A 19,379-nucleotide genomic window follows, 5' to 3' on the forward strand; every position below is an offset into this window, starting at 1 on the left:
AATTGTATAACCATTTGACTCTCACCCGCATAGCGGGTGGTTTTTTATTTCGCTCGGCTCATATTTCCGTTGGGAAATACTCGCTCGAGCTCAACAGGCTAAAGCCCATAAAACGAGATAAAACACGCTGCGCGAGTTTTATCTCGCTATCGCGACGCTCGCCGCACACGAATACTTCGCATTCGGCTGCGGCTCACTGTTCGCGTAAAAAAACAGCCGGCGTTCTCCGCTGGCTGCCACGCACATTTGACTGACCTCCCTGCCGGCTGTCACATATATTCGATCGGTTTCTGATAATCTGATGCATTCTCCTCTGTCACAATGCTCACCGGATTCTGTATCCATGGCCGTACATCCTCTCCCTCCGCCAGATGTACAGCACAATTAACTGCACTTTTTGCCTCAAATTCCGGATCCTGAACGACAAATCCCTTCAGACATCCTTTTCGCAGCAGCTCTATTGTCTCCTGATCTGCCTCTCCGATTCCGATCACCTCAATAGTCTGCTCCTTTCCCGCCTCCTCAATGGCTGCTACAGCTCCTGCGGCCATGTTGTTATCCTGGCAGTATATCAGCCTCAGGTCAGGAATCCGCCTGATCAGACGTTCTGTCTCCCTCTCCGCTTCCTGACGGTTCCAGTCAGCGCTCCGAATATCAGCGATCTGAATATCCGGCCGGTCTCCCAGCTCATCAACAAATGCCTGTGTACGATAAATCTGCGGATCTGTCCCCGGAGTGCCCTCCAGAATCGCTACCTTTCCTCCGTCGGGAAGCAAATCCGTTGTCAGCTGTGCCGCAAGGCTGCCTTCCTCCTGAGAGCTCGCTCCAACATACGTGTCGATATAGACTGCAGAATAAGCATCTACCTTCATATTCAGGTTAACCACCGGTATTTCCCTGCTGCGCGCCTCTTTCAGGGAATCCAGCATTGACTTCGAATTTACAGGGCAGATGATCAGCACATCTACTTTATCATCGATAAGCTCGCGAATCTGCCGGTTCTGAAGCGATGCATCCCAGTCCGCATACTTCCAGATAAGCCGTATTCTTTTTTCCTCAGCCTGTTTCTGCATAATCTGATATAGACGCACCTGATAGGCAGATTGATCAGACGCGATACTGACTCCGCACACAGGGGGAGTCTCTCCTCTCTGAACATTCTGCACCTCGGAGGATTCCGCAGAGAGTCCCTTAGCAGATGCGGCATCCGATACAACCGGCGTACCGCATCCGCTGAACAGCACAATCACCGCAGCCAGGAACAGCACAATCCACAGCACTTTAAAAATATCTGATTTTAAGTTATCCGATGTCAAAATATCTGATTTAAATCTATCTGATTTCAGCTCTTCCTGCCCCATTGCTCTCCTTTTCTCTGTATCTTCATCATTCGCGTCTCCCTACGCATTACACAGAAGTGCTTTCCCTCATGTTAGTTGTTGACTGCTCCATATCTTCACGCGCTCGACGGCATGATACAGACGTACTTTTCCTCATGTTAGTTGTTGATTGCTCCATATCTTCACGCGCTCGACGGCATTACACAGATGTGTTTTCCAACTTGTCAATATAAGGAATCCGGATCGTCGCCAGGGTTCCTTTCCCGGGCTCTGACTGATAGCTGACGCCGTAGGAATCACCATATTCCAGCTGTATTCTCTCATTCACGTTGAAGACACCGATCCCATTGCCTTTACCCTTATCTTGTCGGCTGTTTTCCCTTTCTTCTTTGCTTCCGGTCCCGTTCAGAATCTTTCCACATGCTTCCGCATCCATTCCCTTGCCGTCATCGCGGACGGTAAACAGCACATCTCTCCCGCTCCGGAACGCACGCACTTCCAGATGACATTTTCCGCGCTTTTCCTTGATTCCGTGATAAATACTGTTTTCCACCAGTGGCTGAACGATCAGCTTTACCGTAATGCATTTTTTAACTGCTTCCTCGGTAACGACCTGATAGTCAAATTTGTCCTGATAACGCATGGACTGAATGATCAGATAATTTCGGACATAATTCATCTCATCCTCTACCGTGATAAATTCCCGCCCCTTATTCAGGGATAACCTCATCAGACGCGCCAGCGCTTCTGTCATCGGGACGACATTGGGATCCTGAAGCTCTGCCATCCAGATGATCGAATCTAAAGTGTTGTAAAGAAAATGCGGGTTGATCTGTGCCTGAAGCGCCCGGAGCTCATACTGCCTTTTTTTCCTCTGCTCCTCTATCAACTGAGAAGATAACTTGTCGATTCGTTCTGTCATCTGATTGAAATTCCGGATCAGCATTCCCAGTTCGTCATTGGTCTGAACCGGCATCTCAAGTCTCGTATTGTCCAATGTGACAAGTTCCATCTTCTTCTGAAGAACAAGAATCGGATCCACGACATGATTTAAAAGAATATTCAGCAGAATAAGGATCGTCGAAAAAATGATCAGAACAACGATTTCCATCGGCAGGATCGAATTCCGTGCCGCGCCAAGGATGCTGTCATGCGACTGAAGATCGACAATCGTCCACCCCGTCAGCGGCTGGGTAACAGCGGCCATATAGTATTTTTCGCCGCAGAGCTCGATTGGACGGTAGCTGCTGCGCAGTTTATTCTCCTGTTCCGCCTTGCGGAGAGCTTTCAACATAGCATGATTTAAAATGCGGCTGTCAGAGTTTTTTTCGTAAATCAGCTCCCCCTTAGAGTTCAGAATACCAACCGTTTCTTCACCATTTACTGTGACATTATCTACAATCTCAGAAAGACGGTTCAGATTGAAGTTGATCCTGATAACGCCGAGGAATGCGCCGTCCTCCGAATTCCGGATCATCAGGCTAAGTGCCATTTCCCTGTCCGCACCGGTCATCTTATCCGGACCTGTAATGCAGATGCCTCCGTACCGGTAAACCGCTTCCCGATACCACTCCGAAGCAACCGGATCGGATTCGGCTTCATTCACGGTATAGATCGATCGCTGCATCAGCAATCTGTCTTTTCCATAGATACTGATAACGGTTGTATCCGGACGGTTCTGCAGATTTGCCTCCAGCAGCGCATTAATAATCTCATTCTGATGAAGACTATCCGCATCTTTCGGCAGTCCTTCCCCTTCCCTGTCCCGCACGCTTCGCAGATATCGCTGCAGATAATAATTGTAATTGCATTCATTTGCCAGCACTGACAGCTCATTGATATAGGATTCAATATTCTTGTCCATGTTGTGTACAATATCCTCGGCATGAGACACCTGAACATGAGCGGAACGGCGGATTGAATTCTGGTAAATAAGGCCGGAGATCAGCACCATGAACGGAACAATGACAAATGTCAGGAACAGCAATATTTTCGGTTTTATCCCCATAAATATCCCCTCTCTCCTTTGTTCCATCCTATTTTTTTCCGCCTTTTCGAAAATCAGAAGGAGACATACCCGTATATTTTTTGAATGCTACGCTGAAATAGTGCGTATTTTCAAAACCGATTTGATCCGCAATCTCATAAGTCCTGAGGTCCGTTCCCCGCAGCAGCTCCATTGCCTTCTCCATCCGCACATCTGTCAGATATTTGATGAAATTCATTCCGGTTTCTTTCTTGAAGAGAGCGCTCAGATAGCCGGTGCTTACACCGACCTGATTCGCCGCAGTCGGCAGTGAAAAGCTGAGATCCATATAATGGGAATTCACACACTCCTTCACCTTCCGTATCAGAGCCCTGCTGCTGGTGTTCTCCGTCTTCCGGAAGTCTTCTGCAGCTGTAATTGCAGCCTGCATAATTTCATTCAGAATAGCATCCAGAGATGACATCTGCGATATCTCATTGTGCAGTCTCAGACACTGCTCCGTCGTTCGGGGAGTAATCTCGGAAAGTTCTGACAATTCCTTCAGGATATCTGTAACAATTTCAGAGAGTACAATCTTGACATTTATTCCGGAAAGCTGCTTCTCATCTTTGATATACTGACGAATCGCCCTGATCGCATCCCGGATATCGGAATCTGTGCCAAATCGAATGCTTCGAAGAAGATCCTTCACTTCCTGCGCCGGATAACGGAATAACAGCGTATTCAGGCTTCCGTCACGGATGTCATAAACCACGTTCTCGCCAAGCGAAAACCTGTATTCGCAGGCTCTTTTGGCGGATCGAAAGGAAACCGGAAGCTGATCCGGTCCGGACACCTCGACACCCAGTCCACCCGTCGCCTTCACATGAATGGTATTATCCAATGCTTTAAGAATAATCTCCATCACCTGGTAAGCAGTATTTCGGGGATCATCGCCGAGAATATCACAGCGGAACAGTATGACCAGCTTCTTGCTGAGATTTGATTCGAAAACATAATGTCTGCCGCCCAGACATTCCTGTGCTATATTTTTGCAGGAGAAAACATAGAGCGGCACATCCTCATCCGCGATATTGTCCAGCCCGAGATTCAACAGTCCTACAATATAGGCGTTCGATGTAAAATCGATGCCGGCGCTTCGGCACTGACGCACCAGCTGCAGTTTATCACCCTGATCCTCACAGACGATCTCATTCAGATAACGCGACCGGATAATTGGAAGATTCTTGGCTAATTGCGACCTCATCCTGTTAATGTACTGGCGATTCTCGTCTTCCTTCCGGATCCCCGCCATGATCTCGCTCATCTTTGCATAAAGATTCTTTGCTCCGATCGGCTTTAAAATATAGGAACACACCCCAAGATCGATACTCTGCCGCGCGTATTCGAAATCCTCATGTCCGGTAGCAATAACGACCGATATCCCGGGATAATCCCTGTGAAGAATTCCTGCCAGCTCAATGCCGTCCATAAAGGGCATGACAATATCGGTCAGGACAAGGTTTACCGGACGGCTGCGCACAATTTCTAATGCTTCCTCTCCATCCCCGGCTTCATATATCTGATCTATTCCCAGCGAAGTCCAGTCCAAAATCCTTGCAATTCCGCCCCGTATTAAAGGCTCATCATCTACAATCAATAACGAATACATCTTTTCTCCCCATACATCAGCCAACTACCCCATCCGCTGGTAAATCATCAATAAATATGCATATATATTTAAATAATATCAGATTGTTTCTCGTATACCATGCACAAAATCGCACTATTAGTATACGTTTTTTACATACTGCAGTGTTCAAGAATTTCCCAGAATCGCCGTTCTTCACAAGACGGCTGAGCAGAGGAAATCATGAATTCTCCAAAATCGTCGCTCTTTACAGGACAGACGGGCGGAGAGAATCAAGAATTTCCAAAAATCGTCGCTCTTTACTACACAGCCGGGCGACGCATAGTCAGATTTGCTTCAGCATTACTCCTCCCGTACATTTAGAATACAATCGCGTCATCCGCAAAATTGCGGAATTACGCGTTCCCGAATCTGCGAAACTGTGGAACTTTCGCTTGTTTTCGTTGTCACTATTGACTGTAATCGCGCCAAATGCTATGTTCATTCTTGTAAATATTACACAAATAATGCATAACTAAGGGAGGGTTTGCTATGCTTACAAAAAGAGAAAATTTGCTGGAAACAATTCACGGAGGTCACCCCGACAGATTTGTCAATCAGTTCGAGTTCCTCTCCATTATCATGAATGATCCGATCCGCGCCACCTATAAGGCACCGAAATACGGCGAACTCAATGTCACAAATCAGTGGGGAGTCACCCGTTCCTGGCCGGAGGGAACGCCCGGACCATTCCCGGTTCACGATGACGCGCATCGCCTTCTGAAGGATATCACAGAGTGGAGGGACATCGTTCACGCACCGTCACCGGTATTCCCGGAAGCAGCCTGGGAGCCTGCAATCGCCGCAGCCGAGGCTGTAGACCGCAAGGATAAATTCGTTTCGAACTTCCAGGCACCGGGTCTCTTCGAAAGTCTTCATTATTTCATGGGCATGGAGGATGCCATGATGAATTTCTATGAGGAGCCGGACGAGATGCACGACCTGATCAAATACCTCACCGAGTGGGAGCTTGACGCGGCAAGAGAGACCTGCGATCACCTTCATATCGATGCGGTATTCCACCATGACGACTGGGGAAGCCAGCGCTCCACCTTCTTCTCTCCGGCTATGTTTGAGGAGTTTTTCGTGGATGCCTACAAACAGATCTACGGATATTACAAGGAAAGAGGCGTGCAGCTGATCGTACATCATTCCGATTCCTACGCCGCGACATTGATTCCCGATATGATCGACATGGGCATCGATATCTGGCAGGGTGTCATGACCGGAAACGACGTCCGCAAATGCATCGACACCTACGGCGGCAAGATCTCCTTCATGGGCGGCATCGACTCCGCGACCGTTGACCATCCCGGCTGGACCAGACAGGAAGTCCATGATCAGGTCAGAAGAGCATGCGCCGAGTATGGCAAGCTTTACTTTATTCCCTGTGCTTCTCAGGGCGGACCAATGAGCACCTTTGATGGCGTTTATCAGGCACTGACCGAGGAAATCGACAGCGCAAGCAAGGATATGTTCTGATACGGGATTTTTTGAGCAGAGAAGGGGGATTCTCTTATGGCAGAAAACACATCGTCCGCTCCGGATCATAAGCCGCTGAGCAGACAATTGAAGGTTTTTTACGGCGTCGGAGACTTCGGCTTTAATCTGATGTCCAGCATTGAAAGCTATTATTTTAACTTTTTCCTGACAAACCTTGCACAGTTCGCGCTTCCGGTTGTAACCATGATCACAACGGTAGCCAGTACAGTTGACGCGCTCCTGTCCTGGATCTACGGAGCCATCATTAACAGCTCAAAGCCGATGAAGTGGGGCCGCTACCGCTCCTGGCTCGTTGCGATTCCGTGGATCGTGCCGTTCCTCTATGCGTTTCAGTTCGTAAAATTCGGGTCCGGCATCGGCTCCGCCGTCCTGATCATCGTGGCAGCCATTGCCAGCCATGTCTGCTGGAATTTCGCGTATGTGGCAAACGTATCCATGATCTCTGTCGCGGGCAAAACACCGGAGGACCGTTCGCAGCTCGCCTCTACCAGAGCTGCCTGGTCCAATGCCTCCAAGGTTGTCTTTTCCTATGCCGCACCGGTCGTTGCTTCCGCAGCCGCTGGCGTCATCGGAAAGGTCAATATGTATGGCGGCGCTGCCTTCTGCTTCGGTGTATTGTTTGTTGTTCTTTACTTCGCGCATTTCAAGATGTTCGAAGGATACGAGAATACCGCCCAGGCAGCACAGGCAGACGCAAAGGTTTCCGCGAAGGACAAGACAAGCGGAAAGGATCTGCTCCGCGCGCTTGCGCAGAACCCGCCGCTGATCGCTCTACTGATCGCGGATCTCGCAAAGTTCATGTTCAACTTCATCTGCATGGGTTTTGCCAGCTACTACTTCCTGTATGTAGCCAACAACGCAAGGCTTACGCCGGTGTACATTCTGATCACCAACATATTCTGCATTGTCGGCGCCTATCTGAGCAAAACGCTCAGCAACCGTTTTTCCACCAGGAACACTACCATCGGCGTAATGGCGATCCAGGCAGTGATTCTGATCCTGGCCTTCTTCGGTCACAATAATGTCATGATGGTCATCATCCTGATGTCCGTATCCCTGTTCGGCTATGGCATCACCTACGCCTGCACTCCGGCCCTTTACGGCGATACCATCGTGTACAGTGAGTGGAAGACCGGAAAGAACGCCGCAGGATGGATCAGTGGTCTGCAGAATGTGCCGCTGAAGGTCTCCATCATGACCCGTGGCATCATCATCAGTGCCTGCCTCGCAGCCGGAGCATTCAGCTCAAAAATTGACCCGGCAGACGCAAGCAATCAACTGAAGACCGCCATCAGTGCAGGATTCATGCTGATCCCTGCCATCGCGCTGATCATTGCGGTTCTCTGCCTGACCTTCGGCTTCCGCCTGACAAAGGACAAAGTCGATCAGTATGCCGCGGAAATCGAGGCAAGGAAAAAAGCCTGACACGGGCACAAATTAAGACGCGGAAAAAGCCTGGCCCGGCCGCAAATTAAGACGAAAAAAAGCCTGGCCCGGCCACAATCGCAACATTATAAAAATATGCTATAAAATATGGAGCGCCCTTCGGGGCGCTTTTTTTCTTACAATGTGTGACAGGAACCGCGGATCTGGTATACTGAAGCCAGGCAAAAACTGCACCGGACAGACACACAGGGGCGATACACGCATAACCTGCGTCCCCACTCTCTGCGGGCATGGCCCTGCGCACGTTATCCTGCAGGCGTAACCCTGCGAGTGTGAGTCCGCAGGCACAATATTTTGAAATATTTCCGGAACATATAAAATTATCGTATAGCACCCAAACGACAAGGATAAAATCTATGAATAATCGAAGCACCGGTCAGAGCACCGCTCCAACACAAAAATCCGACTCCTCCTGTTCCGAAACCTCCCGGTTTCCGTCCGGCTTCCACCCGCCTCTGCAGGTCATTGCAGATGCGCTGACTCTGGCCGGCATAGATCATCTTATTTCAGATACAACGGATGATTTGCGGTTTTCCGGGATCCGCATTTTCAGCAGAGAAACCATTACTGACGACAGCAGACCCGTCTCCACACACATGTCACCCCGGAGCCGAAACCAGCAGTCTTCTACGACAGACGACACATCCGCTCCCGCACACATGTCACCCCGGAGCCGAAACCAGGGCTCTGCAATGCAAAACGATACATCCGCTTCCGCTCCAAAGTACGTGTATCTGTGCCCGGAATCTGAATTAGACGGTCTCTCCGACGATATTCTCTCCGGCAGGGCTTTCCTGCTTCTGTGCCGGGATCCGCACGCCTCGTTCCGCCGCTCCATGCCTGGGAGGATTTACATCCGCGACAATCACAGCCTTCCGGAGATTCTCTCCCTGGTGCAGGATCTCTTTGATCGTTTTCACGAATGGGATCTGAAGATTCAGGAGGCATTTCTGCTCCAGACGCCCCTTCAGGAAATCTTTGACCTGAGCCAGACGATCTTCCGAAACCCAATCTTCCTGCATGACCGTGACTTTATTATCCTTGCGGAGTGCAATTACCCGGAGCAGAAGATGAAACGCGGACGGGACAGAAGAACCGGTCTTCCCATGGTGCAGATGGATCTGATCAACGATTTTCGCACCGATCCCGTCTATATCGATGGACTCAAAGAGCGCCGTCCTGTGATGTATCCCTCCGAACAGACCGGATATCAGATTCTGTACCGGAACATCTGGCAGGGCGATATTTACCGGGGAAGGATTCTGGACCTTGAGGTTGACAGCAGAATTCTGCCCGGTGATTTTGCGGTTATTGATTATCTTGGAGAACTCCTGGAGCATTTTCTGTATTCCGGCGATCTCAGAAAATTCAGCATCTCGGACGATACATACGAGCTCATGGTCCGTCTGTGTGAGAAGGAAGAGACAGACGAGCAGCAGGTTCTGAGCTATCTCCGCTATCAGAACTGGAACCGGAACGACCGGTATGTCGTCATGCGGATCGTAACGCAGCAGAGGGATTTCAACATCATTTCCTCCTATGCGGTCCTTAACCAGATCAACACCATCCTGGCAGCCGGACGGGCGTTTTTTCACCAGGAGGGAATCACTCTTGTTGTGAACCTCTCATACGCGCACGAAAAAACCTCCGACGTCGTCAGTCGCCTCGCGGTGCCCATGCGGGACAGTCTTCTGAAAATTGGCGTCAGCTCCGAGCTCCGTGATTTTTTCCGGCTGGGCATTCTCTTCGACCAGGCCAATATTGCCCTGAACTTCGGGCTCTCCGGCAACAGCATGATCTGGTACTACTATTTTGATCAGTACATGCTCGATTATATGATCCGCTGCTCCACCGAAGACATGCCGGCGGAGCTTCTCTGCTCCGACGCCCTTCAAAAGCTTCTGGAATATGATCAGAAAAACCACACAGCGCTTGCGCATACCCTGGAAGCATATCTGCTTCATGACCGGAATGTCCTGCAGACCTCGAAGGAACTGTACATTCACCGGAGCACCCTCTCCTACCGGCTGGAGAAAATCCGCCGGCTGATCAGCATCAACCTCGACGACCCGAAGGAGCGCATCAAGCTTCTGCTCTCCTATTACATGCTCGGGATGCTGCATGAGTAATGTTACCTATTTAAACCCGGTCACATAGCAAGAGCCGTACCGGTCAGGTTCAATCCGGTACTGCCCGCCTTCAGGGGAATCAGATCCATAACCGCCTCTCTCTTGGCGGATTCCCCCTTATATCCATCAAAGCACAGCGACGGGTCGCAGCAGATCTGCCGGATTCTGGTAATCGCTGCCAGAACCTGCGGCTTACCCTTCCGCAAATCCTCATCTGTCTGCTTTGACAGATCCTTCTTCATCCGGAGAACTTCGGCATCATAGAGCTTCTGCTGCTCCTTCCCCATCTGCACATAGCGGACTTCCTCCAGCTTATCCGGAAGATCCTTCAGCACGTCCTTCTTGACCCTGAGGGGCACTATCATGACAATCCATGAGTGAAAAATGCTTATTTATATTTTATACAATTTAATTGACAAAAAACATTTTGAGTGATATTCTGAGGACGCAAGAAAAACAACAGCAAAGGTTACCGCAATCAGGAGGACAGGACATGTACGATTATGATGTGATATTTATCGGAGCCGGCCATGCGAGCTGGCATGCAGCAATGATTCTGCTTCAGGCAGGCAAGAAGATGGCTTTCGTAGAGCGAGATGTGGTCGGAGGAACCTGCACCAACTACGGATGCAATGCCAAGATTCTTCTTGATACGCCCTTCAATTATCTGGACGGTCTGAAGCGGTATCAGGGCATCGGTATTTCCGAGCTTCCGAAGCCAGACTGGACAAGTCTGATGAATTACAAGAAGAAAGTGATTTCTCCGCTGAATAAAATTATGGAAGGTATGTTCGAGAACGCGCATATGCCGGTCATTCACGGAAACGGGAAACTCGTGGATGCGCATACCGTTGAAGTCGACGGCAGAAAGATTACCGCTGAGAACATTGTGATCGGCACCGGTGAGCATGCCATGAAGCAGAATATTCCGGGTAAGGAATATATCCACGACAGCAGAGATTTTCTGGATCTGGACAGCTTCCCCGCACGTATCGCCTTCATCGGCGGCGGAATCATCGCCATGGAATTTGCTTCCATAGCCGTACAGATGGGTGCTCAGACCACAGTGATCGAATACACTGACCGGGTGCTCCGCATGTACCCTGAAAAATATGTAGGCCGTGTGGTAGACAAAATGAAAGCCGCAGGTGCCTCCTTCCTTCTGAATCATGAAGTAAAAGAGATCGCAAAGAAGGGAAGCTCCTATGTTCTGACCTTTGCTGACGGATCCACCCTCGAGACCGACTATGTCCTCGAAGCCACAGGACGCGCGGCAAATACGGAAAATCTCGGGCTTGAGGATCTTGGCATCTCCTATTCGAGAAGGGGCATTCAGGTGGACGACCACATGAGAACCTCCGTACCGAATATTTATGCCTCCGGGGACTGTGTAGACAAACGGATTCCGAAGCTGACCCCGACGGCAACCTTTGAGTCCAATTATATCGCCACTCAGATACTCGGAATCAATCCGAATCCGATTCAGTATCCGGTCATCCCGAATCTGGTGTTCACTCTTCCAAGAATCTCTCAGGTGGGTATAACGCTGGAACAGGCCGAGGCACAGCCGGATGTATATGACATCGAGGTCGCGGAATTCGGCAAACGTCTTCTCTTCGAAGCAAAGAACCAGCCGGATGCCGAGTTCACCTTTATCTTTAATAAGAAGCGCGAGCTTGTAGGCGGAGCTTTCTACGGAGAGGACGCCGGCACAAATGCCGATATCGCCGCTCTCATCATCAATCAGAAGCTCACCGGCATGCAGCTCAACCAGATGATCTTCACCTTCCCGACCGAATCACAGGCGCTTCTGAACCTCCTGACACCACTGATGCTGAAGAAGGTATAAACTGGTCATCAATTTTTCAATAAAAATGTGCAAAAGCGGCGCAGAACTTCTGCGCCGCTTCCATAAATGATTCTTTTTCAATGCTTCCATTCTTTCGGAATCAGAAGGTTATCTCACGTATCCGTAGCATCTCAGACGCTGACCTCATGTTCATGCATCCTCTCAGATGCTGATTCCACGTTCCCGGAGCATCTCCTCAACGGCCTCAACCGCCTCATACACCATCGCGTCACAGTGCGGCTTCTTCTCCCCTGGCGTCCGGACTTCCGCTGCCAGCAGATCCCTGCACTGTGTACGTCCCTCATGTCTGCCCGCAATCCGCCGCATGAGCTCGACAGCAATACCGGAATCACCGGCTCCGCACAATCCCAGCGCCATCAACCCTCCGGTGATCGCGCCGCAGGTCAGCCCTGCCTGCATTCCCGACCCGAAATTCTGAGCAATCGCGTTTGCCTGCTCCGCTGTCAGTCCTTTTCTCTCCGCAAACGGAATGAAAACCGCCTGTGCGCAGTTATAGTGCCGGTCCGCAGCATCCCTGAGTGCATGACTTCTCTTTAAAATCTCATCCATGTCCTTTGCTTCCATCTCTTTCACTTCCTTATCCTTTACGTCCATAGCTTTTGCATCCATTTTTTCCCTCCTCCTGCATCTACCTGGCATTTGCAGATATTGAAATTATAACATCTTTTTCCTAATTTAATTATGTATTAGCTTCCTACAGCAGGTGATCCTTCATTGCTCCTGCAATAAGACGGTTGACGCTCCAGAATACTGTGCCGTATCCCAGACTTACTGCCGTAATGATTCCTACCCAGAATCCCGACTCGCTACGGAATCCGCCGTTAAAGAAAACGAGATAAAACACGCTGTGCGAGTTTTATCTCGCTATCGCGACGCTCGCCGCACACGAATACTTCGCATTCGGCTGCGGCTCACTGTTCGCGTAAATGAAAATGACGGCAGCGATTGTGCCTGCCGCACAGAAGAACAGCTCATTCAACAGGAAGGTGCGACGCTCTTTCAGATTTTTCGCCAGCCATTTCAGATACAGCGTCTGTACAATATCCAGCACTGCGATCAGGATGACCAGGCGGCAGAATCCTTCTTGGCGGGGGAAAATCTGCACCCGACATCAGAATAGCTGTCCAGCCGAAGAAAAACACAGCCGGCTATCAACAGGCTGTGTTTTTTCACTCAGAATCAAGATCCTGATCTTCGATTTCATTTATTCTTTTCCGCTTTCCCTGCCTTCGCCCGGAAGGCTGCTCCGTGATTTCTGCTTTCTTTGCCTTCCCCCGGAAGGTTGCTCCCGGATCGCTCTTTTCTATGCGTTTTCCCTATCCTGCACGATCTATGCTTTCGCGGACTTCTGCACTGATTCTGCTCCCTCTGCATTTTCTGCATCCGCTGCATTCGCCTTCGCCCGGAAGGCTGCTCCGGGATCGTGTCTGCGAAGATAGAGCAGGATGATGATTCCTGCTGCGACCGTAAACAGTCCGATGAACTGAGAGGTTGACAGGGGCCCGACCTGTCCGCGGATCAGATCACCTCTCCAGAACTCCACGATGAAACGTCCGATGCTGTAGAGTGTCAGATACCATCCGGCAAGCTCTCCCTCTTTCTTCTTCCACTTCTTGTCATACAAAACCAGAAAAGCGAAAAGCAGAAAGTCGCCCGCGCTCATGATCAGCTCGGTCGGTACCAGGTGCACGCCGTTCGGCGCGTAATCCGAATGTGTGAATTCCAGATACAGCGGGCCATTGGTCTCCACGCCATAGCAGCACCCCGCGAAAAAGCATCCGATCCGCCCGAAGCCCTGTGCAAGGGCAACTGCCGGGAAGGCTACATCAAAATACAGCCAAACATTCAGCTTCTGCCACTTGCAGTAGAGGATGCCGCCGAGAAGTCCTCCCAGCAGTCCTCCGAAGATCACCCAGCCGTTTGAGATAGCATCGCTCAGGGTCAGTGTTCCGGACACAAGTTCCGGAATAATCGTTATGATGTACAAAATCTTTGAACACAGGAAGCCAAAAACCACACAGGCAATGACCAGCCCGAAGATTTTATCCCTCTCTCTGGCGGTCATGCCCTTCTGCTTCGCTCTGTGTTCCGCGAGAAAATATGCGCAGATAATTCCGATCCCGATCATCAGACCGTAGGTGTGTACCGTAACCGGTCCGATTGAGAATAAATCGTTGTACAATTCTGTCCGTTCCTTTCTCTCCGTATATGCCTGCTGCCCGATGCCGCAACCCTACTGACAATCGGCCTCGTCGGTCTGCCGCGGCGTTCACCTCACTGTTTCACACTTTGTGTGAGCGGATGTGGCTTACCGTCCCGAAGAAGATACCGTAGAGCTGCCCGATGCTGCCGCTGAGGATGATGTTACAGAACTTCCTGATACAGCAGAAGATGACGATACAGATGAGGAAGCTACCAGCTCGGTATAAGCATCGGTGTCATTCACCTCAAGCTTCTTCCACGGGCTTTCCTCAACGACCTGTACGGCGTCCTTCCACTCCTGAAGCTTCTTGTTATAATTGGTCTGCTTTCTCTGCGATACGATGTCCTGTTTCTTGCTCTCGGTCGCATCCTTATCGAAGGTCTTGTCCATTCTCACCAGGTAGTAGTAATCCCCGGTATCGATCACTCCGTCATAGATCTCTCCATCAGAAAGGCTGTTCGCCGCGTCAATGACCGAATCCGGCATTACTGTGTCGTCCGCGCCGTAGGAGTAGGTGGTGCACGCGATATTGGTGCTGTCCAGGTTGCTTGCCATCGTCTTCATATCGGCATTCGCGACATCGCCGCTGTCCTTGACCTGCGTCAGAAGCTCTTCCAGCTCCTTCTTGTAGGTGGCCTTCTCATCATCCGTGGCATCTGTCGTCGTACCCGTACTGCTGTCCGTCTTGGTCAGTGCAATACGCGCGTACGTGATACTCGACTGCTTCGCCTCATCATCCGTGACGTTTGTATCCGTGTCTGCCGTCATCGGCTCAAACATCAGCTGCTGATAGGTCTGAAGCTCCAGAACTTCCTTGATGTTATCCTGAGAAACTCCCATCTTGTCCAGCTTCTTCTGGTTCTTCTCATAAGTCGTCTTCGCCGCGTCCTCGATCTGTGTCGCCAGCTCGTCCGGAATGGTTACGCTGTAATCCGAAGCGTGCGCGCGCAGCAGAACATCCTGAACGATCGTGTCCTTGACGGAGTTCTTGAGGTTATCTCCATACGTCATGGCATCCTGTGAACTGGTTGCCGCTGAATACTGGTTGCTCCAGAACGTACCGGAAGACAGTCCGTACTGCTTCAGCATATAGGTCGTAGATGCCTGCTGATATCTCAGGAAAAAACCAGCCGTACCGAGGCTGACCTTCTCGTCTCCAACTGCCAGGGCAGTCTTTGTGCCGTCAACTTTTCCGCATCCCGCAAATACAGAGACCATCATAGCCATCGCCAGAACTCCGCACAGAGATGCCTTCTTAAACTTGTTCATTACCGATTCCTCCGAATCATCCATACTTTATCGAACCTTTCACATGTAATGGATAAGGCAATGATTTCAAAACCCCTGCCTTTTATGCCTGCTGTGAAAAGTAACACTATTCCGGCGCCCATCTTCCACGGCACCAATGTTTAAATTATATACTCAATGCCGAAGCAGGGCAACTTGAAATTCCACATTTCACAACCGCCCTGCATCGAAGCGGATCCCTCTGCAGCCTCTCCGCAGAATTCGTCAATGCTCATTCTGCGAACCTTCTCCCGCATCGAGCCGGATCCCTCTGCAGCCTCTCTGCAGAATTCGTCAATGCTCATTCTGCGAACCTTCTCCCGCATCGAGCCGGATCTTCTGCAGTTCCTCTGTAAAGGCAGTCATCGCCTTCCGGATCCTCTCAAAGCGTCTGTCTGATGCCTTCCGCAGGACATAAGAGAAGTAAGGCTTCGCCCCCGCCTTGAAGAAGAGGCGGTTCCGGAACTGCTCTTGCTCCAGAATTCCCGGAATCTTCGCGGCATTGATCCCGGCCTGCGGGTAAAGAGTGATCCGGACCTCATCTCTGGTCTGCTTGATCTCGGAGATATAAGCCCTGTGCGCCTCTGCCTTCAGGAGCGCCACGCTGACAAGATTCATGACGGACTCCGGCGGTTCTCCATAGCGGTCCAAAAGCTCGCTGATCATCTCATCTGCCTCCGCAGGCGTCTCGATGCCCGCGATTCTCTTATAGATATCCAGCTTCTGTCCCTCCTCCGGGATGTAACTCTCCGGAATAAAGGCATCCACGGACAGATCTATCGTCGTCTCGAAGTCCGCTTCTTCTTTTCCTCCCTTCGCCTCACGGACAGCCTCATTGAGCATTTTGCAGTACAGATCGTAGCCGACCGACTCCATATGGCCGGACTGCTCCGCTCCCAGAAGATTTCCGGCGCCGCGGATCTCCAGATCCCGCATGGCGATCTTCACGCCGCTTCCGAGCTCCGTGAACTCACGGATCGCGTGAAGCCGCTTCTCCGCATCCTCCCTGAGCATCTTGTTCCTGCGATACATCAGAAACGCATAGGCGTTGCGGTTCGACCTTCCGACCCTCCCGCGAAGCTGATACAGCTGCGAAAGTCCCAGCCGGTCCGCGTCGCAGACGATCAGCGTGTTGACATTTGAGATATCCATTCCGGTCTCAATGATCGTCGTGGACACCAGCACGTCAATATCGCCGTTGATGAACTGGTACATGATTTTTTCCAGCTCATTCTCCTTCATCTTCCCGTGCGCATAGGCCACAGAGGCATCCGGCACCAGTTCCTGAATCCTTGCCGCCATATCCGCGATCCCGTTCACGCGGTTGTAGACAAAAAATACCTGACCGTCTCTGGCAAGTTCCCGGCTGATCGCCTCCCTCACCAGTTCCTCGTCATATTCCATCACATAGGTCTGGATCGGCATGCGGTCCAGCGGCGGCTCCTCCAGAACACTCATGTCCCGGATGCCGATCAGGCTCATATGGAGCGTCCTCGGTATCGGCGTCGCCGTCAGGGTAAGCACATCCACGTTCCGCTTCATCTGCTTGATTTTTTCCTTATGGGTCACACCGAACCGCTGCTCCTCATCGACGATCAGCAATCCGAGATCCTTGAACGTGATGTCCTTCGACAGCACGCGGTGGGTTCCGATCAGAATGTCCACCATTCCCTTGCGAACCGCCTCAATGGTCTTCTTCTGCTGGGCATTTGTCCGGAAACGACTCAGCATATCGATCCGGACAGGAAAATCCTTCATCCGCTGGGTAAAGGTATTAAAATGCTGCTGCGCAAGTATTGTCGTCGGACACAGGAGAACGACCTGCTTGTTCTCCTGCACTGCCTTGAAGGCGGCGCGGATCGCGATCTCGGTCTTCCCGTAGCCGACGTCGCCGCAGATCAGGCGGTCCATGGCCTTGCTGCTCTCCATATCCCGCTTCGTGTCCTCGATTGCCTGAAGCTGATCCTCCGTCTCTTCGAACGGAAACATCTCCTCAAACTCTCTCTGCCACTCCGTGTCCGGTCCGTACTGATACCCCTCCGTTCTCTCACGGGAGGCATACAGAGCCACCAGCTCCTTCGCGATATTTTTTACCGCGCCCCGGACCCTGCTCCTGGTCTTTGACCATTCCCTGCCTCCGAGCGTATTAATTTTGGCTTTTCTTCCGCTTCCGGCCTCTCCTCCGGAATACTTCTGCAGGGAGTCCAGCTGCGTGGCGAGCACGTAAAGATTGCTTCCGCCCGCATATTCGATCTTGATATAATCCTTCGCGACATGGTCGACAACCACTTTCTCGATCCCCCGGTAAATGCCGAGACCGTGGTTCTCGTGCACCACATAATCTCCGACGGTGAGATCCGCAAAGCTCCGGATCTTCCCGGCGCCGCTGCTGTCGGCTTTTTTTCTCCGCTTCCTGCGTTTTTCCGCTCCAAAGATATCCGACTCCGTGATGAGCACAAACTTCTGCAGCGGATATTCAAATCCCCTGCCGATATTTCCCCTGGTGACCATGATCTCGTCCGCGGAGATCTCACGGTCCGCATCCTCACTGAAAAAAGCCGGAAGCCCTTCTTCTACGAGATTCTCCGCAAGTCTTTTTCCTCTCGTCCTCGAAGCGGACAGCAGCACCACCCGATAATGATTTTTCCGGTAATTCTTCAGATCATTGACCAGCATCGGAAACTGGTTGTTGTAGGAGCTGACCGATCGCACGGTCACTGAGACCCGCTCCCCGATCTCCAGAGGGAGGTGATGCTGTTCCATCAGAGACAGAACCACACAGCTCTTCCGGCTGAGATTATAGCCCAGCTGCTCTTCCGTCAGCATGCGGTTCGCCTCAAAACTGGTTATCCGCCCCTCCTCGATCCGGTGCTTCATCGCCTCCTGATACTCACCGGCAATCGCCCCGGCGTTCTCAAACAGTCTCGCTGGCTCATCCAGGAAAAAAACGCTTCCCTCGGGGAAGTAGTCGATGAAGGTATCCGTCAGTCTCCGGTAAAATGCTCTCGCTTTCTCCGCCCGCTGACCGGCTCCGCCGCTTTCCTCGCGAAGCGCATCATCGTCCCGTCCGATTTCCTCAATGGCCGGATAAATCGTGATCTCCTCCAGGTTGCTGTCGATGGATCTCTGTGTCTCCGCGTCAAAGCTGCGGATCGAATCCACCTGATTGTCCCACAGCTCAATCCGCCACGGATCCTCTTCCGTCAGCGAAAAGACATCAATGATATCTCCACGGACAGCGAACTGCCCGGACGCCTCCGTCTGGCCGACTCTCTCATATCCCATCTCCGTAAGCCTGCGGCTCAGCTCCTGAATGTCAATCTCACTGTCGCTCCGGATCGTCACGGCAGCTTTTCGGAGCACGTCAAGAGGCAGAAGATAGTCCATGCATCCCCCTGTCGAGGTAATCACCATGACATTCTTCTGCTCAATCAGCGCTTTTATCACCTGCATCCTCTGTTTTGTCAGCAGGTTTCCCGATACATCCGCCTGGTAGAAAATCAGGTCTCTTCTCGGAAAATACATGACATCCGGATTGAAGAGTCTGAAATCCTCGTACAGTGCCCTTGCCTTCAGCTCATTCTCCGCAATCATCAGAGCAGCCGGCCTTCCCTCGGCGAGCCCCGCGGCAATATGCGCCTTCTGAGAATCCAGACAGCCGGAAATCTCAATTGCTTTGCCGTCGGATCCGATCTTCTTCTTCAGATCCTCGAAACCGGCCATCATCTCCAGCGGCTGTTTCAATGCCTCAATCATACTGTTCTTCTCTTTCTCTTTTCTCCATTCGTTCGTTCTGTCAACCGGCGGCAATACTTCAGGCGCTGCGATCCTGTGAATCGCAATGTCGGCTGTATCCTTCTGCTCCATCAGGCGGCGATACTTCAGGCGCTGCGATCCTGTGAATCGCAATGACGGTGGTATCGCAATACTTCAGCCCTAAGCTGC

General features: G+C 51.2%; 14 protein-coding genes. 4 read left to right on the top strand and 10 right to left on the bottom strand.

All coding sequences use genetic code 11. The features are described 5' to 3' along the window. Positions 1-269: 269 nt before the first annotated feature. The 3 genes from ACTQ1O_RS13540 to ACTQ1O_RS13550 form a co-directional block, all read right to left on the bottom strand. Positions 270-1,361, bottom strand: a complete 1,092-nt coding sequence (locus tag ACTQ1O_RS13540) for a sugar ABC transporter substrate-binding protein (RefSeq protein WP_441487712.1) — start codon at positions 1,359-1,361, stop codon at positions 270-272. A 178-nt stretch (positions 1,362-1,539) separates the two neighbouring features. Continuing rightward, complete coding sequence (locus ACTQ1O_RS13545) at positions 1,540-3,348, bottom strand: cache domain-containing sensor histidine kinase (RefSeq protein ID WP_441487713.1); 1,809 nt, start codon at positions 3,346-3,348, stop codon at positions 1,540-1,542. A gap of 28 nt (positions 3,349-3,376) precedes the next feature. After that, positions 3,377-5,002 carry a response regulator transcription factor gene (locus tag ACTQ1O_RS13550; RefSeq protein ID WP_441487714.1) on the bottom strand — a complete coding sequence of 542 codons (1,626 nt, stop codon included), beginning with the start codon at positions 5,000-5,002 and terminating at the stop codon, positions 3,377-3,379. Between the two features lie 486 nt (positions 5,003-5,488). Between ACTQ1O_RS13550 and ACTQ1O_RS13555 the strand changes: the two genes are divergently transcribed. The 3 genes from ACTQ1O_RS13555 (at position 5,489) to ACTQ1O_RS13565 (ending at position 10,074) form a co-directional block, all read left to right on the top strand. After that, complete coding sequence (locus ACTQ1O_RS13555) at positions 5,489-6,478, top strand: uroporphyrinogen decarboxylase family protein (RefSeq protein ID WP_441487715.1); 990 nt, start codon at positions 5,489-5,491, stop codon at positions 6,476-6,478. Positions 6,479-6,514: 36 nt separating this feature from the next. Beyond that, positions 6,515-7,924 carry an MFS transporter gene (locus ACTQ1O_RS13560; RefSeq protein WP_441487716.1) on the top strand — a complete coding sequence of 470 codons (1,410 nt, stop codon included), beginning with the start codon at positions 6,515-6,517 and terminating at the stop codon, positions 7,922-7,924. 713 nt (positions 7,925-8,637) lie between these two features. Then, positions 8,638-10,074 carry a PucR family transcriptional regulator gene (locus ACTQ1O_RS13565; protein ID WP_441487717.1) on the top strand — a complete coding sequence of 479 codons (1,437 nt, stop codon included), beginning with the start codon at positions 8,638-8,640 and terminating at the stop codon, positions 10,072-10,074. Positions 10,075-10,094: 20 nt separating this feature from the next. Here ACTQ1O_RS13565 and ACTQ1O_RS13570 read toward each other — a convergent pair whose 3' ends face one another. Continuing rightward, positions 10,095-10,439: an SNF2-related protein gene (locus ACTQ1O_RS13570; protein ID WP_441487718.1), complete on the bottom strand. Its 345-nt coding sequence runs from the start codon at positions 10,437-10,439 to the stop codon at positions 10,095-10,097. A gap of 128 nt (positions 10,440-10,567) precedes the next feature. Between ACTQ1O_RS13570 and ACTQ1O_RS13575 the strand changes: the two genes are divergently transcribed. Then, on the top strand, positions 10,568-11,923 hold the full coding sequence (locus ACTQ1O_RS13575; RefSeq protein WP_441487719.1) for a dihydrolipoyl dehydrogenase family protein: 1,356 nt from the start codon (positions 10,568-10,570) through the stop codon (positions 11,921-11,923). Positions 11,924-12,085: 162 nt separating this feature from the next. Here the strand turns inward: ACTQ1O_RS13575 and ACTQ1O_RS13580 are convergent, their stop codons facing one another. The 6 genes from ACTQ1O_RS13580 to mfd all read right to left on the bottom strand — a co-directional run bounded on the left by ACTQ1O_RS13580 (position 12,086) and on the right by mfd (position 19,190). Further along, complete coding sequence (locus ACTQ1O_RS13580) at positions 12,086-12,553, bottom strand: C-GCAxxG-C-C family protein (RefSeq protein ID WP_441487720.1); 468 nt, start codon at positions 12,551-12,553, stop codon at positions 12,086-12,088. Positions 12,554-12,800: 247 nt separating this feature from the next. Continuing rightward, on the bottom strand, positions 12,801-13,049 hold the full coding sequence (locus tag ACTQ1O_RS13585) for a hypothetical protein (RefSeq protein WP_441487721.1): 249 nt from the start codon (positions 13,047-13,049) through the stop codon (positions 12,801-12,803). 225 nt (positions 13,050-13,274) lie between these two features. Further along, on the bottom strand, positions 13,275-14,126 hold the full coding sequence (lgt, locus tag ACTQ1O_RS13590) for a prolipoprotein diacylglyceryl transferase (RefSeq protein WP_441487722.1): 852 nt from the start codon (positions 14,124-14,126) through the stop codon (positions 13,275-13,277). Between the two features lie 126 nt (positions 14,127-14,252). Further along, complete coding sequence (locus ACTQ1O_RS13595; RefSeq protein WP_441487723.1) at positions 14,253-15,416, bottom strand: hypothetical protein; 1,164 nt, start codon at positions 15,414-15,416, stop codon at positions 14,253-14,255. A 140-nt stretch (positions 15,417-15,556) separates the two neighbouring features. After that, positions 15,557-15,739: a hypothetical protein gene (locus ACTQ1O_RS13600; protein ID WP_441487724.1), complete on the bottom strand. Its 183-nt coding sequence runs from the start codon at positions 15,737-15,739 to the stop codon at positions 15,557-15,559. Then, positions 15,729-19,190 carry a transcription-repair coupling factor gene (gene mfd / locus ACTQ1O_RS13605; RefSeq protein WP_441487737.1) on the bottom strand — a complete coding sequence of 1,154 codons (3,462 nt, stop codon included), beginning with the start codon at positions 19,188-19,190 and terminating at the stop codon, positions 15,729-15,731. Before mfd ends, ACTQ1O_RS13600 begins: the two co-directional genes overlap by 11 nt. Positions 19,191-19,379 lie beyond the last annotated feature (189 nt).

It is taken from the genome of Bilifractor sp. LCP21S3_A7, from assembly GCF_052118825.1.
Taxonomy (GTDB): domain Bacteria; phylum Bacillota; class Clostridia; order Lachnospirales; family Lachnospiraceae; genus Bilifractor.